The organism is Sphingobium sp. WTD-1 (assembly GCF_030128825.1).
GTDB lineage: Bacteria > Pseudomonadota > Alphaproteobacteria > Sphingomonadales > Sphingomonadaceae > Sphingobium.
This window is the reverse complement of sequence record NZ_CP119127.1, coordinates 3,325,604-3,346,962: the sequence shown is the minus strand read 5'-3', so window position 1 is coordinate 3,346,962 and position 21,359 is coordinate 3,325,604. Positions and strand designations below refer to the sequence as shown.

19 protein-coding genes are annotated in these 21,359 nt (G+C 65.1%); 1 reads left to right on the top strand and 18 read right to left on the bottom strand.

From position 1 onward, the window contains the following. Positions 1-117 precede the first annotated feature (117 nt). Positions 118-1,485: a family 16 glycosylhydrolase gene (locus tag N6H05_RS16585; RefSeq protein WP_502958938.1), complete on the top strand. Its 1,368-nt coding sequence runs from the start codon at positions 118-120 to the stop codon at positions 1,483-1,485. Here N6H05_RS16585 and N6H05_RS16580 read toward each other — a convergent pair. From N6H05_RS16580 to N6H05_RS16495, 18 genes are all read right to left on the bottom strand, one after another. Next, positions 1,470-2,405, bottom strand: coding sequence for a glycosyltransferase family 2 protein (locus N6H05_RS16580; RefSeq protein WP_284110652.1), 936 nt, complete (start codon positions 2,403-2,405; stop codon positions 1,470-1,472). The two genes, N6H05_RS16585 and N6H05_RS16580, sit on opposite strands and share 16 nt — an antisense overlap. Beyond that, positions 2,405-3,490 (bottom strand): acyltransferase family protein, encoded by a 1,086-nt coding sequence (locus N6H05_RS16575; RefSeq protein ID WP_284110651.1) that lies wholly within the window; start codon positions 3,488-3,490, stop codon positions 2,405-2,407. The genes N6H05_RS16580 and N6H05_RS16575 overlap by 1 nt, the downstream gene beginning before the upstream one ends. After that, the gene (locus N6H05_RS16570; protein WP_284110649.1) at positions 3,487-4,608 is read right to left on the bottom strand and encodes an endo-1,4-beta-xylanase; all 1,122 of its coding nucleotides are present in this window, start codon (positions 4,606-4,608) and stop codon (positions 3,487-3,489) included. Before N6H05_RS16570 ends, N6H05_RS16575 begins: the two co-directional genes overlap by 4 nt. After that, on the bottom strand, positions 4,605-5,570 hold the full coding sequence (locus N6H05_RS16565; protein WP_004212417.1) for a glycosyltransferase family 2 protein: 966 nt from the start codon (positions 5,568-5,570) through the stop codon (positions 4,605-4,607). The genes N6H05_RS16570 and N6H05_RS16565 overlap by 4 nt, the downstream gene beginning before the upstream one ends. After that, positions 5,570-6,511, bottom strand: coding sequence for a glycosyltransferase family 2 protein (locus tag N6H05_RS16560; protein WP_284110647.1), 942 nt, complete (start codon positions 6,509-6,511; stop codon positions 5,570-5,572). The genes N6H05_RS16565 and N6H05_RS16560 overlap by 1 nt, the downstream gene beginning before the upstream one ends. Beyond that, positions 6,508-7,437 carry a glycosyltransferase family 2 protein gene (locus tag N6H05_RS16555; protein ID WP_284110646.1) on the bottom strand — a complete coding sequence of 310 codons (930 nt, stop codon included), beginning with the start codon at positions 7,435-7,437 and terminating at the stop codon, positions 6,508-6,510. The genes N6H05_RS16560 and N6H05_RS16555 overlap by 4 nt, the downstream gene beginning before the upstream one ends. Further along, a complete protein-coding gene (locus N6H05_RS16550; protein ID WP_284110645.1) occupies positions 7,430-8,812 on the bottom strand; it encodes an O-antigen ligase family protein in 1,383 nt (460 codons plus the stop codon). The genes N6H05_RS16555 and N6H05_RS16550 overlap by 8 nt, the downstream gene beginning before the upstream one ends. A 3-nt stretch (positions 8,813-8,815) precedes the next feature. Then, positions 8,816-10,090, bottom strand: coding sequence for a polysaccharide biosynthesis protein (locus N6H05_RS16545; RefSeq protein ID WP_284110643.1), 1,275 nt, complete (start codon positions 10,088-10,090; stop codon positions 8,816-8,818). Then, positions 10,083-10,889 (bottom strand): WecB/TagA/CpsF family glycosyltransferase, encoded by an 807-nt coding sequence (locus N6H05_RS16540; RefSeq protein WP_284110642.1) that lies wholly within the window; start codon positions 10,887-10,889, stop codon positions 10,083-10,085. Before N6H05_RS16540 ends, N6H05_RS16545 begins: the two co-directional genes overlap by 8 nt. Further along, on the bottom strand, positions 10,886-11,791 hold the full coding sequence (locus N6H05_RS16535) for a P-loop NTPase family protein (RefSeq protein ID WP_284110641.1): 906 nt from the start codon (positions 11,789-11,791) through the stop codon (positions 10,886-10,888). The genes N6H05_RS16540 and N6H05_RS16535 overlap by 4 nt, the downstream gene beginning before the upstream one ends. Further along, complete coding sequence (locus tag N6H05_RS16530) at positions 11,788-13,143, bottom strand: GNVR domain-containing protein (RefSeq protein ID WP_284110640.1); 1,356 nt, start codon at positions 13,141-13,143, stop codon at positions 11,788-11,790. Before N6H05_RS16530 ends, N6H05_RS16535 begins: the two co-directional genes overlap by 4 nt. Further along, on the bottom strand, positions 13,140-14,552 hold the full coding sequence (locus tag N6H05_RS16525) for an AAA family ATPase (protein ID WP_284114252.1): 1,413 nt from the start codon (positions 14,550-14,552) through the stop codon (positions 13,140-13,142). The genes N6H05_RS16530 and N6H05_RS16525 overlap by 4 nt, the downstream gene beginning before the upstream one ends. Before the next feature lie 5 nt (positions 14,553-14,557). Next, a complete protein-coding gene (locus tag N6H05_RS16520; RefSeq protein ID WP_284110639.1) occupies positions 14,558-15,367 on the bottom strand; it encodes a polysaccharide biosynthesis/export family protein in 810 nt (269 codons plus the stop codon). A 19-nt stretch (positions 15,368-15,386) separates the two neighbouring features. Further along, complete coding sequence (locus N6H05_RS16515) at positions 15,387-16,544, bottom strand: hypothetical protein (protein WP_284110638.1); 1,158 nt, start codon at positions 16,542-16,544, stop codon at positions 15,387-15,389. 261 nt (positions 16,545-16,805) lie between these two features. Continuing rightward, positions 16,806-17,015, bottom strand: coding sequence for a hypothetical protein (locus tag N6H05_RS16510; RefSeq protein ID WP_284110636.1), 210 nt, complete (start codon positions 17,013-17,015; stop codon positions 16,806-16,808). A 167-nt stretch (positions 17,016-17,182) separates the two neighbouring features. Beyond that, on the bottom strand, positions 17,183-18,574 hold the full coding sequence (locus tag N6H05_RS16505; protein WP_284110635.1) for a sugar transferase: 1,392 nt from the start codon (positions 18,572-18,574) through the stop codon (positions 17,183-17,185). Between the two features lie 286 nt (positions 18,575-18,860). Then, positions 18,861-19,097, bottom strand: a complete 237-nt coding sequence (locus tag N6H05_RS16500; RefSeq protein ID WP_284110634.1) for a hypothetical protein — start codon at positions 19,095-19,097, stop codon at positions 18,861-18,863. 92 nt (positions 19,098-19,189) lie between these two features. Continuing rightward, positions 19,190-21,337, bottom strand: a complete 2,148-nt coding sequence (locus tag N6H05_RS16495) for a TonB-dependent receptor plug domain-containing protein (protein WP_284110632.1) — start codon at positions 21,335-21,337, stop codon at positions 19,190-19,192. Between the last annotated feature and the right edge of the window lie 22 nt (positions 21,338-21,359).

Sequence of the window (21,359 nt, the reverse complement as noted above, 5' to 3'; positions counted from 1 at the left end):
AAACGGCTGATTTGCGACGAGGCGAGCTTGCCCGGAAGCAATTGTTAACTCTCGTAGCGGACCCTTTAGGGACACCAAAACGGGGGTTGCATTATGCGCAGCAAATCAGCCGGCTCCATGATCGGAGCCGGAGCGATCATCACGTCTGTCTTCGCGGCAGGCGCCGCCACGATCCTGTCGGGCGGAACCAGTACGACCAGCAACTCATCGACCAGCACGGCCGATAGCGGCACGGTCACCATCTCCAGCAGCAGTGCGAGCAGTGCGACGACGACCAGCACGGCGACGACCAGCAGCAGCAACAGCTTTGCCGACTTCGACTTCGCCAATGGCACGGTATTGCCGGGCAAGGCGACGCTCTGGATCGGCAACGCCACCTACACGCCGGGCAGCAGCACCGCCTATGTCCCGGTCTATCTCGATCGGGCGACGCCCAACACGGTGATCGCGCGGATCACCACGGTGAACGGCACCGGCACGCTCAAGGCGACGTCCGGCACCAATTACAAGACGGTCGACACCGTCGTCATCTTCCGGCCGGGCGATCCGCTGGAACAGACGGTGGAAGTGCCGGTCATCAGCGCAACCGAAGGCCAGCAGTTCAGCGTGAAGCTGCGTGAGGCGCCCTGGGGCGCATTGCAGGGGCAGTCGACGGCAACCGTCACGGCCAAGGCCTATGTCGCGGCTACCGAGAAGGCGACCGGCACCTTCCGCGAAGCGCGGACCTTCGCGGCCTCGGGCACGCTGCAGTTCGAACTGCTCAAGGACACGCACAAGCGGTCGGTCGACGGCGGCTGGGACCGCTGGGCCACGACCCTGTCGCATGGCCGGGCGCAGACCGGCAATGGCGAGACCGGCCTCTATGTCGACACCACCACCTATCCGGGGATCGAAGGGCCGGTCTATTGGAGCAACAAGGGCCTGGTGCTGCACAGCCAGGTGCTCAAGACGCCGATCAGCTATGAGGGCGTGACCTATAATTATGGTGCGTCGATCCTGGACGGCCGCAACTTCCTCGCCTCGCAGATCGGCTATGGCCAATATGAGTGGGAAGCCAAGATGCCCAATCGGCGCGGTTCCTGGCCCGCTTTCTGGCTGATCTCGACCAGCGGCTGGCCGCCGGAAATCGATGTCTATGAAGGCTTTGGCTATCAGAGCTACTGGGATTTCGACCGTCATGTCGGCCAGACGATCCATGTCGGTGCCAACAGCACCCGCTATGACCAGCGCGGCATCGTCATCCAGACTGAGCAGGCCTATGGCCTGTCGGGCTATTCGCAGGACTTCCACAAGTTCGCGGTCGATATCCAGCGTGACTACATCACCTGGTTCGTCGACGGCAAGGAAACCTATCAGTCGGTCAACCCGTTCAAGGGCTTCCGCTTCTATCCGCTGATGAATGTCGCGGTGAAGACGACGGGGGCCTATGACGATGGCAGCGGCGACATGACCATCCGCAGCTTCAAGGTCTATTCCGCGCCATAATAGGTTCGGCTGCCACGGCCCGTCAGGGCATAGAGGCGGCCCCAGCATTTGATCCACTGCCCGGCGATGTCGACCCGTCGCGCGCCGGGCAGCAACAGGGCGAGGAGGCCGGCGGTGCGCATCGCGAACACCGCCAGCGTCCGGCCGAACAGGGTGAGAGTGCCGACGACGCCGGGCCGATGCTTTCGGCGGGTCAGCGTCTCGGTAAAGCCGATCCGCCACATGCGGGACAGTATCCAGCCGAGCCGGACCCGTTCGGGCGGCACCCATTCGCTGACGCGCGCATCTGCGGCCCAGCCGAAACCGATGCCGGCATCGCGCAGGCGCGTCAGATAATCCAGATCCTCGCCGCCGCTGCGGTTGAAATGCGGATCGAACCAGGGGGCGGGCAGCCGCTCCAGCGCCGCGCGGCTGAGCAGCAGATTGTTGCTGGCCCATAGCATATCGGTGGCGCCCGAAGGTCGGTCCTCGGCACGGAACACCAGCGCCTCGCGCGCCCAGCGCGGCGGCGGCCGCAGGAAATGGGCATCGACCGGGCCACCGATCACATCGGCGCCGCACATGTCGCGACAGGCCAGCAGCGCGTCGAGCCAGCCGGGCTGCGGCCATTCATCATCATCGATCATCGCCAGATACTGCAATGCCGGAGCCGCCAGTGCGGTGGCGACGATTGCGTTGCGGACCGAGCAAAGGCCCGGCTCCGGCACATGCAGGACACGGATGGGCAGCGGATAATCGGGGTCATCCTGCATCTCGTGCGCAACCAGCGCGCCTTCCTGCCCGACGGGGTCGTTGTCGGCGACCAGCAGTTGGACATCGTCATGCGGAACGACGGCGGCGAGGCTTTCGAGCAGGTGGCGCAACTGCCCCGGCCGGCGGAAGGTAGGGATCGCGATCCAGATGGTCGGGGCGAGGGGCATCAGGCAGCGACCTTGACCGGAGCCGGGCGGGCGCGTCCTCCGCGTTGCAGCCATTTGATGATCTTGTGGCCCGGCACCTCGATCAGGCGATAGCTAGCCCAGCAGAGCAGCCAGGTGGCCATCAGCATGGCGGCGATGAAGACCCAGTCATGGCCGACAAAGCCGTTACGATGGGCGATGCCCATGACGCGGGCCATGATGTCGCGCATCAGCGGATGCCAGAGGTAGATGGAGTAGCTGATCAGGCCCAGATGATAACTGACCGGATTGGCCATCACCGCGCGGGCGGCGGCGCCGTCATAATAGCAGGTGAGGACCAGCGCGGGCATCAGGCATACGACCAGCACGTCGGCGGCTCGGGGCAGCATCAGGACGACAGCGATGATGACACATATGGCGGCAAATCGACCGGGGCCATCGAGCAGGCTGCGGGTCAGCGCCATGTCGCGGATGCGATAGGTCAGGACGCCCAGCGCAAAGCCGGCAAGGCAGCGCAGCAGCGTCAGCACTGTGTCATAATCGTTGACATCCAAGGGGCCACTGGCGCCGCGGCCGGAGCTGGCGACCAGCACCAAAATGGCGACGCACAGCGCCAGTTGCGCCCAGGCCCAGCGGGAAAAGGCCATGATCGCGATCAGCGGATAAAGGAGATAGGCGGCAACCTCCGTACTGACCGACCAGCTGTTGCCGGCGATCGGCTGGGTGCCCCACCCCCAGCTCTGGATCATCAGCAGGTTGGTCAGGATATTGGGCAGGTCGAGCGGGATCGCCTGCGTCCCCGACACATTGACCAGGATACGGGCCATGAACACCAGCGTCACGATCAGGTGCAGCGGCCAGACGCGGGCGGTGCGATTGATCAGGAAGTCCATGTAACTGGACCGTCCCAGATTGTGCATCAGCCGGTCATAATAGCCGTAGGAAATGACGAAGCCGCTGAGAATGAAGAAAAGATCGACCGCCAGATAGGCGCGCGAGAAAAGCGGGATCGCGAAGGCCTGAAAGGCCGGCGCATGGGGAATATGGTAGAGCAGGACCGAAACGGCGGCGATGCCGCGCAGGCCCGTGAGCGAGGAAATTCTCATGCGGCATGTCTCCCGGCCGGCGGCGCGTCGTCGAAAGCGGCGGCGATGGCGTCCCACAGCGGCTTGCGGCGCAGGGAACCGTCGAGCGGCAATCCGCGCGACAACTGGCCGTCGGGCCATTTATAATCCTTGTAGTTGGACAACCAGGAATAGCGGTCCGACAGGCCCCAGCAGAGCACGGCCTGCATCGCCGGATTGTCCAGCGCGACATCGATGAAGGCCCGGCCGACACTGGCAACTTCGCTGTCACGCTTGGCCGGGTTGGGCGGGCCGCCAATGTCGGCAATGTCGAACTCGGTAATCTCCAGCTTCAGGCCATAGCCGCGCAGCTGATCGAGGAAATCGGCGAAGCGGCGCTCGTTGAACCCTTCCTTATAGGGTTTGAGATGGCCCTGGATGCCGATCGCGTCGATCGGGACGTCACGCGCCTTCAGCCGGTCGAGCAGCTTCAGCATCGCGGTCCGGCGCCGTTCGCAGCGGGGCGAGTCATGTTCGATGCCATAATCGGTCAGGAACAGGGTCGCCCTGGGATCGGTCTCGCGCGCGGTGTGGAAGGCGATATCGATATAATGTTCGCCCAGCGCCTGCATCCACATGCTGTCGGCGCGCATCCCGTCGGCGCGGCCGTCATTGGGCTCCAGCGCCTCGTTCACTACATCCCATTCCTGGATGCGGCCGGCATAGCGGGGCATGGCCGTGGTGATATAGCTGGTCATCAGTTTCTGGCGGCCGCGATCGCTGGCGGCCTGCAGTGCGGGTTCCAGCCATTTGGGCTGGGCGGCATACCAGACCAGGGCATGGCCGCGCGCGCGCATGTCATGCTTCTGAGCGAAATCGATGATCTGGTCGGCGCCGCTGAAATCATATTGGCCCGGCTTGGGCTCGGTCGTGCCGCGCTTCAGTTCATATTCCTGCACCAGGATATTGCATTCCTGCGCCACCGCCTGGGTGAAGCCGGCATCCTCTCGCAACTGGCGCGACTTGACCGCCGCGCCGAAATAGCGGCCCTTGGCACGGGCATGGGTGGCGAGGCCGGCCGGCATGGCGGCGGCCGCCACGCCAGCGGGCAGCGTCGCCGCCAGCGCCATGCCACCGGCCAGAAATTCGCGACGCTTCACAGGCGCGGCCTCCCGCCCACCATCTGGGCCATGTCGATCCATCGGTCGGAAATCCGGCGATAGACCGGGTCGGGCAGGATGATCTGCATCAGCACGGTCGCGGCCAGCCGCGGGCCGAAGGCGCCGCGCAGCACGGCGCCGACATAATAGCGCATCGCCTGAAACCGACTGGTCGGCCAGATGCTCTTGGCCGCATGCCAGCCCATATAGGCGGAAAAGGCGCGGGCCGAGATATGGGGGCGCAGGTCGCGCAGCCAGATGAGGCTGCCAACACTGCCGCGCACCGCCGACAGCCGATGTTCGGCATCGCGATCGGCCCAGATCGTGCCGGGCCGCGCGGTCATCTGGAACTGGCCGCCGGCCAGCGCCAGACGCACGGCAAAGTCGGTATCGTCGCCGAACTTCACATCCTCGCGATAGCGGACCTTGTTGGCGAGGCCGCGACTGAGCGCCAAGCTGCTGGTCTGGATGAAACCCCGATCGCACATGAGATAGCGGTCGATCGTCTCGCCGGTCGCGATCGCGCGCGGGGGCTTCAGGAAATTGCGGCCCTGGCCGCGATCGACCAGCACCTGGCCATAGGCGACCACATTCTCGTCCTGTTGGAGCAGGGGCAGCAGGTCGGCGAGATGATGGGGCAGGAAACGGTCGTCGCAGTCAAGGAAGGCGATATAGCGCCCGCGCGCCTGCGCGATCCCGGTGTTGCGCGCCGCCGATGCACCGCGATTGGGCTGGACGATGACGCGCAGGCGCGGATCTGCGATCCCGGCCAGCACCTGTTCGGTGTCGTCGGTCGATCCGTCGATCACGACGATCACCTCGATCAGCGCAATCGTCTGGTCGAGCGCGGACAGCACCGCGTCGACCACCTTGTCGCGGCGCTGATAGGTCGGGATGACCACGGAAAAGAGCGGCGAGGCCGCCTGTTCCTGCAGCGCGGACGGAGGTTGCCAGGCCGCCATCACGAACGGGCGCCGCTACTGAGGGCGTCGGCCTTGCCGAAGCGCAGGACGAAGCCGTTGACGAGCGAGCGATAGAGCGACTTGGGCATGTAGGAGCGCAGCAGCTGGCGCGCGATCACCCGTGGCGGAACGCCGCCCGCGGTCAGGCCGATGGCGAGGTCACGGATCGCAGCGACCGGGCGGATCGGCGCCATATGATAGGCAAGCACCGTGGCGCGATAGCCACGCCGCGCCCGGTTGGTCAGCATATGGCCGCAGCGGTCGAGCCAGTCGAGCGAGGTTTCATAGCCGCGCACATAGGAGGTGCGGCCGACCTCGGTCGCGTCGAGCCAGATGGTGAGTGGGCGTTCGATCATCCGGAAGCGCGCGCCGGCGCCCTGAAGCCGGACGCAGAAGTCGAGATCCTGCCCCTTCTTGAGCGCGGGGTCGAACAGCACCTGCTGGGCCATCCGGGTCGGCACGACCATCGTCGAGGTCTGCATGAACTGATTGGCGCAGAAGAGATATTCGCCGACATCCTCATCTTCCCGAATGCCGCGGTCGGGGCGGATCCAGTAGCGATCGACGCCTCGATCAACTTTCATCCGCGAATAAAGAACCGTGCGGCCGCCGTCGCCAGCCAATGCTTCCGCCATGGTCGACAGCTTGCCGGGCAGGAACAGATCGTCGGAATCGAGGAAGGCGATGTAGCGCCCCTCTGCGGCGAGAATGCCCCGATTGCGCGCCGCGCCGCCGCCGGCATTGTCCTGGCGGATGTAACGCAGGCGCGGGTCGCCGATCGCCTCGATTACCGGGCCGGGATTGTCATGCGAGCCATCATCGACGACGACGATCTCGAAATCGGTCCAGTCCTGCGCCAGTACCGACCGGATCGTGTCGGCGACCACGTCGGCGCGGTTGTAGAGCGGGATGACGACGGAGAAAAAGGGGATGCTGGTCATGCGCCATGGACCTTTCGATATTCTTCATAATGGATGCCGGTGAGGCCGGCGATCTTCCCCGCAGCGCGATAGAGCTTGCCGAGGCGCTCCACCCGCTTGCCGCGGTCCAATGTGGTGAGGGGGCCGACCGCGCCGACCAGGACGCCGACCGCGATGCGGGGGCTTTCGCTCAGCGCCGCACGAAGGGCGCCGCCATGGGTGCGGGCGACGATCATGTCGGTCATGCCGACGCGATAACCGCGCATCAGCAGCCATTTGGCGGTGACGCGACTGGCCGGGATGAGTTCGGTGACCAGCGCTTCTTCCGACCAGGCGAAGCGGAAGCCTGCGCGCTGCATCCGGGTGAAGAGCTGCTTGTCCGACCCGCCGGTCAGCGCCATGCGCTCGTCGAACGGGCGGGCGCCGATGCGGCGCAATGCGTTGGCGGACATCAGCACATTGGCGGTGCTGTCGACCAGCGATACCGGGCCGGACTTGTCGCGTCGCTTGGGCTGGAGCAGTGGATGGCGCGAGGCCCAGGCGGGCAGCGGGCTGTCCATCTCGCGCAGCACCGCGCCGCCCACGACATCGGCGTCCCAGCGATCGGCCGCCGTCACCAGCGCGTCGATCCAGCCAGGGCATGCCGCCTCGTCATCGTCCATCATCGCCACATGGGTGACGCCAGGCCGGGCGAGAGCAGCCTCGACCAGCGCATTGCGGACCAGGGGGATGCCCCGTTCCCGCACCAGCAGCGCCTCGATCGGCCAGCGATAGCCCGATGTCGCCAGGGCCTCCACCACGGCCAGCCCGTGCTGCTCCCTGGCGTCATTGTCGGCGACCAGCACATTGATCCGGTGGCGGGTTTCGAGCGCGGCGAGCGAGGCAAGCGTGCGACGCAGCCCCTGAGGGCGATTGCAGGTCGCGATGCAGATGACGACATTAGCCATGGGAAGCCTCCGGGCGGGCGAGAAAGCGGCGGCGCCACTGCGGCAGCGGACGCGCCTTGTAGGTGGCGTGGGCGGCAGCGATGGCCGCCAGGAAGATCACCCAGACCTGCCGATCCTTGTCGAAGAACGAGGTTTCGAGCAGATTTTGGTAGAGGACGAAGACCCAGATCGCGAAGCAGGGCACCATGATCGACCGGTTCTGCGGCGTCGCTCCGGTCAGGAACCAGATGGCGGGCAGCGCCAGGAAGGTAAGCAGCAGCATGACGAGGCCCAGCGGCCCGGTCGTCACCAGAATTTCCAGATAGCCATTATGCGAATGGGCGGTCAGCGTCTGGAACGCCTGGTTGAGATAATCGAGCGAGGGGCTGCGATCGCCGACCTGCCAGAAGCCGCCGAAACCCGCGCCGAGGAAGGGGTGGTCCTTAAGATAGGCGAGGTCGACTTCCCAGATGGACACGCGGCCGGTGAAGGAGGTGGGGTCGGCGAAGATCCGCTCCACCACCGGCTGGAAGGCGACATAGAGCCACAGCACTCCGACCATGCCGAGCGCGACCATGATGAGAAGGATCGCGCGTTTCTGAGTGGAATCGCTCAGTGCCCGATAGACGGCGCAGACGCCCAGGATGGCGAAGGACAAGGCGAGCGAGGTCTTGCTCTTGGTGCCGATCACGAAGACGAAGGCCATCACCGAGAAGAGGGCATAATACCATTTCTTAGTATCGACCCAGGCATTGGCCGCGACCATGAAGGTGAGCGCCATGACCGCGCCGGCAATATTCTTGTGGAAGAAGAAGCCGCGCCAGGCGCCGATCAGTGCCTTGTCGCTCTCGGTCGGCGGATGGACCGCCGCCGAGGTCAAGGGCAGCGAGACCCAGCAGATGATGAGGGACAGGATGAGGGCATAGCGCAGTGCCTGGAGCAGTCTTTCGGGGCCGATCAGGCTGAGCGCGCTGAAGGTGATGTAGATCACGATCAGCTGCTGCATCGCCCGCTTGAAGGACACGAACGGATCGACGCCCCAACTACAGGTGAGGAAGAACCAGCCCAGCATGAGCGCCAGTGGCCAGAGCGTGAAGCGATAGCGCGGGGGATAGCGGCGGATCAGCTGGACGCCCGTCAGCAGCAGGGCAAAGCCGATGAACAGCGCCTGCTTGAACAGGTCTGAGCCGTTATTTTCCTGCGCCATGGCGACCAGTTCGTCCTGGGTGCGCGAGGCGAAGGGCTGCTGGCCGATGAAGACCAGCATCAGGAAGATGAAATAGAAGATCTGGGCGACCAGGATCAGCCGGGCGCTTTCGGTCTTCTTGATGGCGGCGACGCCCGGCCGGGTCAGGGCTGGGGTCGGGACGTCACGATGCCAGGGCGTGCTTGCCATCGTTCAGCCCTCCGCCTGGTTGCGGCGCCAGTTGCGGTCGAGCTGCCATATGCCGAGCATCATGACGAGCTGAGACAGCACGACGCCGGCGATCGAGAAGACGGGCGCGACCAGCAGGGTGAGCAGCGTGACGGCGGCAATGCCGACGCCACAGCTGCGCAGGCTCTGGGCGGCGAGCGGACGGAACGCCTTGCGGGCCTGGGTCATGACGCTCATCGGCGTCTGCACGCACTGGACCAGCGAGAGCAGCGCGCAGAGCGCCACGGCAGTGATCACCAGTTGATGGTCAAGCGTGGGCTTGAGGATCAGGCTAGGGAAGAAATAAAGCGCGCCGGCCGCGACGAAGCAGGTGCCGAGCCACAGGAAGACAAGGGCGCCCATGAAGATGCGTTCCGACTGGATCGCCGCCTGATGATCGCCGCGCGCGACGGCACGGGTCATGCGCGGGCGTTCCAGCTGGGTGAGGGCGGTGATGCAGACATTGACCGGGCGGAAGAACAGCATGCCGACGGCGATCGGCGCGAAGGCGGTCGGTCCCGCGAGCAGGGTCACGGCATAGCTGTGGGCGTTCGACGTCGCCTCGGTCGACAGTACGCCGACCAGTGTCCAGGCCGACTGTTCCTTCCACACCGGGCGATAGGCGCGCAGGGCGGCCAGCGGCGACATGGCGACATGGCGGCGCAGATAGGGACTGCCGAAGGGCAGCAGGCCAGCGAGGCTGGCGGCGACCAGCATCGTGCCGATGCCGGTCAGGTCCGCGCCGGTGCGCATCGCGATTAGCAGGCCAATGAGGATGGTCGCGGCATAGGCGATGTCGGACCGCGCGGCCTGCATCGGCGCATGATGGGCATAGGCGTTGGAACGGCCGAACCAGCGGATCAGCGACAATGTGCCGGCGAGGCCGAAGACCAGGGCGGCCTGCGGCGAGGCGGAGGTCCAGGCTATCGCGGCGCAGATCAGCCCCTGGCTGAGTGACAGCAGCAGGTTGACCGGGAAGAAGAAGCGATGCGCCGCGCGATCGACATCCTCGCCCTGATTGACGGCGATCGTATAGGGCGTCGACACCAGCGCGTTGGATAGGCTGTAGCCGAACTGGATGATGACCAGCAGGAAGGCGAGCACGCCGATGCCGGTGGTCGCGAGATGGTGGATAGAGAAGAGCTGGACCAGCAGATGGCTGACCGAGACGATCGCCGAGGAGAAGCTGGCGAGGCCGAAGCGGCCGAAGATGGTGCCCAGGCGCTGGGTACGGCCGGAAGCCGCCTGCGCCTCAGCCATGGCGGTGCTTCCAGATCAGCCACAGGGCATGGGGATTGGTGGTGATATAGCGCCAGGCCAGTTCCTTGGGCCGGGTGCCCATGCGGTGCAGCCATTCCAGGCCATTGCGCTGCATCCACATCGGCGCGCGCGGATAGTCGCCGGTGATATAGTTGAACAGGCCGCCGCAGGTGACGATCCAGCCGGCCTTGATCCGATCGCGATTGCGCACGCAAAAGGCCTGCTCTCGCGGCTTGCCGGTGCCGACCCAGAGGACATCGGGTGCGGCCGCGTTGATCGCGTCGATCACCGCATCCTCTTCCTCCGACTTCCAGAAGCCGTTTCGGCGTCCCGCGACGGTGAGGCCCGGTGCCATTTCGACGATCCGATCGGCGCAGGCGGCGTTCACCTTTTCCTCGCCGCCGAGCAGATAGTAGCTGACCCCCGCCTTGGCTGCGGGCACCAGGCTGTCGATGAACATGTCGGTGGTGCTGGATCTGTCAGCAATCGGCGGCTGGCCGACCCAGCGCGACGCGGCGACGACGATCTGGCCATCGGCATGGATCAGGTCCGCCTGGGCCAGATTGTCGCGAAAGTCCTTGTCCGTGGCATTCATCGACAGGCCCTGACCATTGCAGTCGAAGATCAGCAGCGGGCGCTGGTCGAGCGCGCGGCGCAGCGGGGCCTCGCCCAGCATCCGGTCGATCAGCGCGTCGAGCGACAGGGTCGACACCGGAATGCCGCCGACCAGGGCAATCTCCTCCGGCGTGGACACGGGCTGTTGCAGCGGTTGGCGGGGAATGGCCTGCTCCAGGCTCATGCGATCACGCTCCCTGCGATTGCGACGCCGTGACGGTCCAGATCGTCGATCACGCGGCGCATGTCGGCGATCGCGGTCTCGCCACGCCGGGCGACGATGGTGACGGCATCAAAGCCGGCGAGGATGGAGCCGAATGGTGTCTGCTCGCCGCGCCGCTGGGCGAGGTAGAAGAGCATCGATGTGTCATGCAGGCCCCAGCCGGCGGCGGTGTCCGCCAGCGGCCCCTTGGTCACCAGGCTGGATGCGCTGCCCGAGGCCCGGCCGGCTGTCATCAGCCACAGGCCATCGACCGCCGTGCGCGCGGCGGGCAGCAGCGCGGCACTGCCCAGCAATTGTTCGGCCAGGCCCGCCTTGTTGGCGACGCGGAACAGCCGATCGAGCGAGGGACGGTCGATATCGACATCGACCAGCATCGTCTGCCCGTCCATCTGCGCCATCACGACGGCGAGATTGGCGGCAAGGATCGCGGCCTCGTCACCCGCATCGATCGACAGGATGGCAAGGCGCAGGGCCGCGCCGTCGCTGTCCTTGGCCGCCGCGCGCATCTTGGCGCGGATGGTGCGGACCTTGGCGGCATAGGCGTCCGCCGGGTCGAAGGCACTGACCACCAGTGGATCGACCCGCTGGTCGCCGGCCGCCAGCAGCGGGAAGCCACCCTGCATGGCGAGTATGACGCCCGCCGTTTCGGGATCCAGCAGGCCAAGGTCGATTGCAGCCTGTTGGAAGGGCTGGCCTGCGGCATGGCCATGGGCTTCGATCCGGCCGATGTCGGTTTCGGCGAGAAAGCCATGTTCGACCGCGAGCTGTGCGAAATCCTTGGTATCGCGGGCGCGGGGCTTGAGGCCGGTCGTGGCGCCGGCGGTCAGATGGGGATGGGCACTAGCCGTGGAACGCAGTCTCATGCGGCCTCCTGTCGCTTGGGGAGCCAGCCGCCCCGTGCGGGGGCAGGCAGCAATTCGGTGATGACTTCGACCTCGGTCGCACGGGCCACGCCGGCGGCGGAGCGGACGCGGGGCTGGGCGATTTCGATCAGGACGACCGCCGCAATGCCGCCGACCAGGCCAAGAGCGATACCGCCCACCAGCCAGAGCAGCAGGTTGGGCTTGGCGGGCAGCAGCGGCACGGTGGCCTCGTCGAGCAGGCTGGCATTGGGCTGCGAGATCTGGCTCTTGAGCGCCGCTTCGTTGAAGCGCTGGCGCACCGTGTCATAGGTCTGGCGGGCCGCATCGACATCGCGCTGCATGACCATCAGCTGATCCTGCACGTCGGACATGCGGATCATGCGGTCTTCCTGCGAGGCCATGTTCGACTTGAGATCGCCCTCGCGGCGGCTGGCGGCGACGCTGTTGGCGCTGACCGCACCGGCCTGGCTGGCGCGTGCGGCGCCAAGCTTGGCCTGGAGTTCGGACAATTGCGCCGAAGCGGCCGCCATGGTCGGGTGGTTGGGGCCGAGCGTCTTGCCCAGTTCCTGCACCTTGGCCGACTGGGCAGCGACCTGTTCCTGCAAATTCTGGACGATCAGCGACCCTTCGATGTCGGACACCGAACCGGCGCCGGCCTTGCCGCGCGCGGCGGCGGCTTCGGCCTGGGCCTGGGTCAGCTGATAGGACATGTTCTTCAGCTTCTCGGCCTCAAGATCCATGCGGTTGATGCCGATGATGTCATGGGCGCGCTGGAAGTCGGACAGGCGCTTCTGCGCATCCTCATAGCGGCGGCGCACGTCGGCGGTCTGTTCGTTGAACCATTTGGCCGAGGTGCGCGCCGGCGAGGCGCGCAGTTCCACCTGCTCGCGCATGTAGATCTGCGCGGCAAGGTTGGCGACGCGGGCGGCGACCTGCGGATCGGGATCGAGATACTGGATCTGCAGCACGTTGCTCTGGCGGCCGGTGGTCACCAGCAGCCCGGCACGCACGCGCGCGGCGGCCTGTTGCAGGCGGGCATCGGCCGGCATGTCCGCGGGTAGCGCGTCGATGAAGCCCGCTTCCTTGGCGACCGCATTGATCACCTTGGCGCTGCGGATGATGTCGGTCTGGGTGCCCAGGATCGAGTCCACCTCGACCCGGCCCTGATTCTGGGTCGTGTCGGTCGGATCGGTCTGCGACAGATCCAGCATTAGCGAGGTCGTCGCCATATATTGGCGCGATTGCATGAAGGCCGCGACCGCGATCAGCAGGAACAGGGTGCCGCCGATCATCGCGGCGACCCGCCAGCGCGCCTTGACGGCGGCGGCAAGATCCAGGGGGGTCATCGTCATAGTCCGTCCACTCCTCGGAGCATGGCGCGCATTTCCTCGGCCGGTGTCGGCGCGACCGTGCGCGGCGCGGGCTGCTTGGCCATGAGCAGCAGGAATTGCGGCGCCAGCGTATCTTCAAACATCCACAATTCGCCGCCCGGCGTCGGCGTGAGGGCAGGCTCCAACCGGGCCAGCGCATCGCTGGCATCGGCCTCCATGCCCGGATATTCGCCCAATATGTCGCTGCCGACGCGCAGCAGTCGCTCCAGCGAAATCGCCGACATCTGCGATGCGACGATGCCGGCCAGCGCGATCATCCGGCGCCCCGATGCGCTGTCGCGCAGGGCGCGGGTGAACAGGCCATGGCTGGCGCTGCTCATTTCCGCCCAGTCGTCCAGCGCACTGGCCAGCCCCTGTTCGACATCGCTGGCGGTCACCTGCTCGCGGCCGCCGGCCTCGGTAACAAGCGCCGCCTGCATGCCGAACAGCCGCGCGTGATAGGGTGATCCCATCGCTGCGCCGGCCAGCGCCTCCACGGCTTCGGGCGTGATCGACAGTCCGGCCTTCTCACCGCAGCTTGCCAGCAGCAACTCCAGCTCGGGGCGGGCGATCGGGCTGACCCGCTGGGGAGCGATGTGGCGGCGGAGCGAGGGATGGGCGGCGATCAGGCCGTCGACGTCCCCGGCGATGCCGACCAGCACGACCTGCACCGGCGAATGAATATCGGTCAGCAGCTTGAGCAGCGTTGCGACATCCTGCTTGGCGGTGTCGGAGCGGACCCGGTCATACTCGTCGAGGATCAGGATGGAGCGCTGGCGCACCTCCTCGACCAGCAGGGTGGCGAGGCCATTCACGTCCAGCGGACCGGTGGCGAGCTTGCGGGCCCGTTCTTGGCCCGCGCCGCTCATCGGCAGTTCGGTGAGGAAGGGACGGAACAGCGAGTCGAAATTAGCCTCGCCGCTCGCCGACCCATAGAGAGCAACGCAGCCCGCCTCGTCCGCCAGATCGCCAAAGACGCGCGCAAGCGAGGTCTTGCCCGATCCGCGCGTGCCGAAGATGATCGCATGCTTGCGCTGGACCACGATCGCCTCGACCAGCTTTTCCAGCTCATTGTTGCGGCCGGCCAGGCCATGGCGGTCGGTCACCGGCATGGCGGTGTTGAACGCGCTGTAGATCGAATCCCGGCGCAGGCTGATGGGCTTGAGCGGCGTTGCCATTGCGCCCATCGAAAGCGGTCGGGGGGTGTCGTCGGGCGCGGGTTCGGGTTCGGCCGTCCGGTGGAAGCTCGGTGCGCCCGGTTCGTCCAGCAACAACGGAGCCTGATCGGGGATGACACGGGCGGAGGGGGGTGAGCCGCCGGCCAGTCGGCGCGGCAGGGACCAGAGCCAGTCGAGCGTGCCCGTCGAGCGGGCGCCGAAATCATGTTCCATCGCGGTCAAAACAGCTTCTCCCGGATGATGAGGACGTCTTCGGGCTTTACCGGATCATCCAGCTTGGCCTGAACCTCCTGTCCGCCGCGCTTCACCTTGATGCTGCGGGTCGAACCGGCGAGGGTTGGACCACCGGCCAGGGCAAGTGCCTGGCGGAAGGTCTGGCCCGCGACATAGGAGAAGGCGCCGGGTTGCTGGACCTGGCCATAGACATAGACCTTCTCGGCCGGCGGCACGAACAGGATGTCGCCGGCCTGGAGCGGTCGTCCGGCGCCCGCGCTCATGTCGGTGAGCGAGATGCGTACCGCGCCGCTGCCATCGGCCGGGGTCAGGATGACGGCATTGGCGCCGGCCGTGGTCGCGCCGCCAGCCTTGGCCAGCATCGACGCCACGGTATAGTTGCGGTCGAGCGGATAATTGCCGGCCTGGGGCACATTGCCCAGCACCGTGACCGAGCGGCTGACATAGTCGCTCACCTCGACGCTGACAGAGGGTTTGGTCAGATAGCCGCCACCGGCATAGCTGGCGGCGATGTCGGACGCGAGCTGGGACGTGGTCTTGCCTTTCGCATCCACCGGCCCGACCAGCGCGAGCAGCACCGTGCCGTCGGCCTTGATCCGGGTTTCGGTCGACAGGTCGGGCTGGCCGAAGATCGAAATCTTCAACTGATCGTCCGGACCGAGCAGGTAGCCGGCGGGTGCAGCCGCAGCGGCACCGGCAGGCGCCTGGGCCGTCGGGGTTTGCGCCGACAATGCGGTCGGCACCGCCAGCAGGGGGAGGGCGGCAAGGATATGGAAGCGTGTCGCTATTCTCATGGGTCAGGCTCCCTTCGGGTCAAAAGCGCAGCAGGGCTGAGAGCGTCACCTGCGTGCCGCTATAGTTGGAGACATCGGTATCGGTACGACGGCGGTAATGCTGAGCGTCGAGGCTGAGGTCGAAGCGATCGGTCAGCTTGCGCTTGAGGGTTGCGCCGAACTGGCGATTGCGGTCCGCTTCGATCGAGAAGGGGCGCAGCGCCGCATCCTGCCGGAACTTGCGCCTCTGCCAGTCGGCATAGAGGCCGGCCGAGGTCAGCTCGCTGATCGCGAACTCCCCCTCGATCCGATAGCTGGACCGGATCGCGAAGCCGCTGGCGATCAGGCTGTCATTCATGATGTCGCGGGCGGTGGAGGCGGTCAGTTTCACGCGCGGGATGATGCTGGTCGACAGCCGCACATCCCAGCCCATGCCATTATAATTGCCGACGGCGGCGGAATCGCTGCTGACATCCAGCCATTGCAGATCGGCATCGATCTGGGTGATCGGCGTTACCGACCGCTGGAAATGCAGGCCATAGGCGTTGATGCGGTTCTTGATCCCCAGCGTGCGCCGGTCGCTGACCGTGCGCTCATAATAGGTGGTGAGCGTGCCGAAGCTGGGCTTGTTATATCCAAGCCCGACCTTGAAGCTGTCGCTGTCCTGGTCGGCATAGTCGAAATCATCGGCATTGCGCGTCGTGTCGTGCTGGTAGCCGGCGACCGGGAATAAGCCTGGCCGTTCGCACGACAGGTCGGCCCCCAGCGTCGAGAAGCGCTGGAGATTTTCGGTCGCGGCGTTGATGTCGCCATAATCGGCCCGCTGCTGGCGATAGCTGGCGCGTGGCGTGATGCCGCAGGTGGCGCCGAATCGAATCGTCGCCCTGGCCTCCGCATCGAGTCGCAGCTTGCTGCGCTGGGTCTCCGACACGAACTGGTCATAGCCGGCCTTGGCCCGGATCTGGATGTCGTGCCGCCCGATCGGATGGGCATAGGTCGCCTCGATCGAGGGTGTGACGATCAGGTCGCCGGTGGGGTCTTCGACCCGGTCGTCGACGCGATAGACATTGTCGTCATAGAGAAAATCGAGCCCGGCCGTCAGGTGCAGGCCGAGCGTATCTATGCGCTTGTCATCATCCTGGGCCTGTGCCGTGGAGGGCAGGGTGGCGAACAGCATTGCGCCGCCCAGAGCGGCCATGGCGGCCGCATGCGGCCATGCAAAATCATTTGCTGCGGGCGCACAGGCGCGCGCCCGCAAACACGGGTTATGGGCATTATCCAAACGCATGAATCCTTATTGCATTGCAGCAACAAGGGGCATGCTAATCGTATTTTTACGTAATGCACACGGGTCCGGACGCGGCTTGTCGCGCCAAAACAACGGCTCGTTTCATCGGCGAAAGGAGCGGTTAACAGCCGATCCCGGCTGTTAATCTGAGAGCAAGGAAACTGGCCCCGATCAGAAGATCAAATAAGCGATCGCGCCGATTGCAGCGCAAAAAGCGAGGATACCCGCCCAGCGCGAAACAAACTGAATTGGTCCTTCTGCGCGGTCGGCAATCGACAGCGCATGGCCGTTTTCGGGGAGGTCGCGGACGGCGATGCCCGCATCGGAAAAGGAGGTTTTCGTTGCGGCAACCGCCGCCATTTCATCTGCCACGACCGTCATCCTGGGAACTTTATGAACGGCCGTTAATATAGGATTTTAGGGTTCACAAATAGTTTACATCGGCATGAAAGCCGGCTCCGCTCATCGCAAAAGCCGGCTTCTGATGCGCAAAATCCTCAATCCGGATCAAAGCCCCTGTAAACATTGGGGCTCCACCAAGGGCGGGATTAATAGGCGTTGCGGTGAACCAGCACGCGAGCGGTGCCGACCAAGATGCCGATGTCGCGCATCAGGCTCCAGCCGTGCAAATATTCCAGATCGGCTTCAACCCGGTTCAGAATGTCGCGCCGGGTTTCGGTCGCGCCGCGGAAACCGCGGATCTGGGCTAGGCCGGTGATGCCGGGCTTGAGTGCATGGCGATGCCAATATTGGCGGTCGACCTGCCAGAACAGCTGGTCCTCGGCGGTAGAGCCCAGGGCATGGGGGCGCGGGCCGACCAGGCTCATTTCGCCCAACAGCACGTTAATAAGCTGCGGCAGCTCGTCGATGCTGGTGCTGCGGATGAAGCGGCCGACGCGAGTGATGCGGTTATCGTCGCGCTGGGTCGAGGTGGCCCCGGCGGTGTCGCACTGTTCCACCCGCATGCTGCGGAACTTGAGGATATGGAACAGGCGGTTGCCCCGGCCGATCCGTTCCTGGCGGAAGAAGACCGGGCCCGGCGAGTCCAGCCGGATGGCGACGGCGACCGCAATCATCAGCGGTGCCAGCGCGATCAGCACCGGCACGGTCAGGATGATGTCGAGCAGCCGCTTCTTGGCGCGGTTGGCAAGGTTGAGCGGGCCGCGGGCGACCACCAGCGTCGACACGCCGCGATGGCTCTGCACCGCGAGTGGCGCCATCGGGTCGAGTTCCGGCACGATGATCTCGCCCAGGATATTGCCACCCTTGAGCATCTGCGCCCAGTCGGCCTTGCGTTCCAGCGGGCAGGAAATGACCACCCGATCGAAATCGCGCAGCAGCATGCCCAGGCGATGCAGCATATAGGGATCGTCCAGATCGGCGCGCAGGCCGAGCGTCGGTGCGTCCACAATCGTCATGCCGTTGACATCGTCGGGGATCAGGCCGTCGTCGATGATCAGCAACTGGGCGAACAGGCCTTCGGCGAAATGGCGACGAACGGCGCGGACGACCAGCACCCGCTGCATCACGATCAGCGCGCCGCTGAAGAACAGGCCGGTGCTGATGCCCAGGCGCGAGAAATTGTCGGTGACCTTCAGCGAGAAGACGACCAGCAGGAAGATCAGCAGGGTTCCGGCGAACGCCATTACTGCACTGCGGCATGACGCCGTCATGCTGGTCAGGCAACGCGGGTTATAGGCCTGATTGTGAAAGGCGATGGTGCCATAGACCAATATCCCGCCGGCGAGCGGTTGCCAGACCTCCATCGACAGGATCGGAATGCCCGCCACGCGCAGGCCGATGACGAACCCTGCGGCGAGGGCCATCATGTCTGCAAGCAGCAGAACCAGGCTCAGCCACAGGCGCGCATTCCGCTGGAAAGCGGCTGTAGTGGGCTGGCGACTGGGGGTTCCTGCAATCGCCAGATCTATTTTGGACATCGGCAACCCTTTAAATGCGTCGTGACGTCTTGGTCCGCCCGCCCGTCGTCAAACGGTGGCGATCTTTCCCCAGGACATCCGCTGCCTTTGATTTATGTTGCGTAGCAGCAGGACATAGTTGCTCGGTTGTTACAATTGGGGGAGGGATATTCGGACGCACATTTCCGACGATCCGTTAAACGCACAATTTTCGTCCTGCCGCCCCTTCGTTCTGTCGCAGGGAAAATCGACCAGACGCGGTGAGAGGCCTTGCCGGCCTGATGGAAACGACGTCGAATCAAATCGCTCAGCGAAACAGCCACCAGCCGATCAGAAGCAGCGCGCCGACGAGGGCCATGGGGCCGGCCCAGCGTGACAGAAATTGCACGCCGACTTCGGCTAGATGATGGGGGAAAGGCCAGATTTTAGGGCCATCCACATCCTTGCCATGTTGCGGAGCGGGATCGTCGCGAGGCGTCGGCCGGACGCTGTCCGATCCGACATTGCGATCCTGTGGTGGCGGAAACAGGTCGACCATCATCATCCTCGACGCGATACAGAATGTGCGACCGCATCACAGATTAGCCTGCGGCCGGGCAAAGATAAACCATATATCCCTGCCCAGCCGCGTTCGGATCAATAGCGGAAACGGGCCGAGGCATAGACAGTACGTCCCGGTTCGGGAAAACCGTCCGTCAGCGTATAGTAATCATCGAACAGGTTGCGCCCACCGATGCTGAGGTCGATCTGATCTGTCAGCGCCAGATCGACGCGCAGGCTGGCATTCACGTAAGCGCCGGTGCGGTAGTAGCGGGCTGGCTGCGACGCCGGGGTTGCGGTGAACAGGGTCCAGCGGTTCGACGCCAGGTCGACGCTCGGAACGATGTGCAACCTTTCGACCGGTGCCCAGTCGAGATAGGCAAAGCCCTTGTGCGTGGGAACGCCGGTGGGGCGGAAGCGCGCGTTGGACGGATCGGTCAGATCGCGCTTGATGCCGGTATAGTTGATGCCCGCGTCCAGCCCCGGCAGCAGCGTCGCCGACGCCGACAGTTCGATGCCATAATATTCGCCCTTGCCGACATTGCGGCTCTGGCTGAGGTTGGCGAGGGCGCAGCCTGGCGTGAGCACTGCGGGCGGCGTGGTCGATGCGGTGCAGGGATAGGCCGGCGTCGGCACGCTGAAGATGGCGTCCCCCACCCAACTGTAGAAGAGCGCGCCTTCCAGCCGGATGGAGCCCTGGCTCCAGCTACCGCCGATCTCCGCATTGGTCGCCCGTTCGGCCTTCAGGTCCGGGTTGGGGATGGCGGTGTTGAAGCGCTGGCTGAACCGTTCAAAGATGGTCGGGAAGCGGGCACGCGATGACAGGCTGGCGTGGAGCGACAGCGCATCGCTGGCCTGCCAGTCGAACCGGCCCTGCGCGTTCCAGGTGTCGGCGTCGCGGCGCGGGTAATTATAGATGACCGATGGCGTGCCCGACGTACCGAGTCGGGCACCATATTCCTCGGCCCGCTCCAGGTTGCGCCAGTCATAGCTGCCACCCAGGGTGAAGCGGAGCGTCGGGCTCAGCGCCAGCTCATTTTCCAGCGCGATGGAATAGGTGGCCTCGCTCTGGGTCTGCTTGGGTTCAGTGGTGGCGACGCCGGCGGTCGAAAAGCTGGTCTGGAACTCGACATGCTCGTCATGGCGATAATGGAAGGCGAGGCGCAGCGTGTCCGCATCGGTCGCGGTGAAATCCAGCTGGGCCGATCCGCCCCAGGCCTTGTCTTCATAGGGGCTGTCAAAGGCGTAGGGCCGGCTCTGCGTGGTCTGTGACCGGTCGTTGAAGGAGCGGAGCATCGAATCGAACTGGTTATAATAGGCGCGGGTCTTCAGCGTCGCGCGGTCGCCCAGCGCCGTGGTCGACAGGAAATAGACGCTGGTGATGTCCCAGGACGGCCAGTCCCAGAAACGGGCCGTGGTGACCGTATCGCTGATGTGGAGCGGCGCGCCCTTCGATCCTTCCTGATGGGTATAGCTCAGCGCATATTCGTCGGTGGCGTTGGGGGTGAAACCGATCTTGGCATTGACCCGCCAGTCTTCCGCCCGTGAAAAGTCGCGCGCGCCGCCATCTTCCAGCGTCGGCACGCGCGGCGTGAAACCATTGGGCAGATCCCAATGATCGGTAAAGCTGCGGGCATAGCTGGCCTGCGCATACCAGAGGTCGTGCCGGGTGCCGACCTTGGCTGACGTGGTATAGCTGGCATAGTCCATGTCATTGTCGAAGCTGACCTGTCCGCGTAGGTCGATGTCGAGCGCCTTCGTTGGCTTGCTCGTCACCAGATTGATCGCGCCACCCATGGCACCGGGGCCGTCGAGCACGGAGGCATAGCCCTTGGCCACCTGGACCTCGGCAATGTCGGTGGTCAGGAAGCGGCCATAATCGAGCCGGTTGTCGGCGGGCAGATAGACACGGATGCCATCGATCGAGAGCGGCACCTGGAACCGGTCGAAGCCACGCACGAAGACCAGTCGCTCGTTGCGGGTGCCGCCGCTGTTACCGGCGGACACGCCGGGCATGAGGTTGACTGCATCGTCGAGCGATGTGCGGTTGAAGCTGTAGATGGCATCGGAGGACAGGGTGCTGCCGTCAATCTCGATCCCGCTGGTGCGGGGGGCGGTGACGATGATCTGGCCGAGCGAGAAGCGATCGCTGTCGCCGGCAGCATCCGGCGCGACCTGAGCAGCTGCCGTCGCGGTCCAGCAGCAGGCGCTGGCCAGCAAAATGCGCATCATGGTCGGTCGCATGAAAATCCCCCTATTCTTGGTC

Coding starts and splice junctions, on each gene's coding strand:
- N6H05_RS16585 (WP_502958938.1), top strand. CDS start 118: ATGATCGGAGCCGGAGCGATCATCACGTCTGTCTTCGCGGCAGGCGCC.
- N6H05_RS16580 (WP_284110652.1), bottom strand. CDS start 2,405: ATGCCCCTCGCCCCGACCATCTGGATCGCGATCCCTACCTTCCGCCGG.
- N6H05_RS16575 (WP_284110651.1), bottom strand. CDS start 3,490: ATGAGAATTTCCTCGCTCACGGGCCTGCGCGGCATCGCCGCCGTTTCG.
- N6H05_RS16565 (WP_004212417.1), bottom strand. CDS start 5,570: ATGGCGGCCTGGCAACCTCCGTCCGCGCTGCAGGAACAGGCGGCCTCG.
- N6H05_RS16560 (WP_284110647.1), bottom strand. CDS start 6,511: ATGACCAGCATCCCCTTTTTCTCCGTCGTCATCCCGCTCTACAACCGC.
- N6H05_RS16555 (WP_284110646.1), bottom strand. CDS start 7,437: ATGGCTAATGTCGTCATCTGCATCGCGACCTGCAATCGCCCTCAGGGG.
- N6H05_RS16550 (WP_284110645.1), bottom strand. CDS start 8,812: ATGGCAAGCACGCCCTGGCATCGTGACGTCCCGACCCCAGCCCTGACC.
- N6H05_RS16545 (WP_284110643.1), bottom strand. CDS start 10,090: ATGGCTGAGGCGCAGGCGGCTTCCGGCCGTACCCAGCGCCTGGGCACC.
- N6H05_RS16540 (WP_284110642.1), bottom strand. CDS start 10,889: ATGAGCCTGGAGCAGGCCATTCCCCGCCAACCGCTGCAACAGCCCGTG.
- N6H05_RS16535 (WP_284110641.1), bottom strand. CDS start 11,791: ATGAGACTGCGTTCCACGGCTAGTGCCCATCCCCATCTGACCGCCGGC.
- N6H05_RS16530 (WP_284110640.1), bottom strand. CDS start 13,143: ATGACGATGACCCCCCTGGATCTTGCCGCCGCCGTCAAGGCGCGCTGG.
- N6H05_RS16525 (WP_284114252.1), bottom strand. CDS start 14,552: ATGGAACATGATTTCGGCGCCCGCTCGACGGGCACGCTCGACTGGCTC.
- N6H05_RS16520 (WP_284110639.1), bottom strand. CDS start 15,367: ATGAGAATAGCGACACGCTTCCATATCCTTGCCGCCCTCCCCCTGCTG.
- N6H05_RS16515 (WP_284110638.1), bottom strand. CDS start 16,544: ATGGCCGCTCTGGGCGGCGCAATGCTGTTCGCCACCCTGCCCTCCACG.
- N6H05_RS16510 (WP_284110636.1), bottom strand. CDS start 17,015: ATGACGGTCGTGGCAGATGAAATGGCGGCGGTTGCCGCAACGAAAACC.
- N6H05_RS16505 (WP_284110635.1), bottom strand. CDS start 18,574: ATGTCCAAAATAGATCTGGCGATTGCAGGAACCCCCAGTCGCCAGCCC.
- N6H05_RS16500 (WP_284110634.1), bottom strand. CDS start 19,097: ATGATGATGGTCGACCTGTTTCCGCCACCACAGGATCGCAATGTCGGA.
- N6H05_RS16495 (WP_284110632.1), bottom strand. CDS start 21,337: ATGCGACCGACCATGATGCGCATTTTGCTGGCCAGCGCCTGCTGCTGG.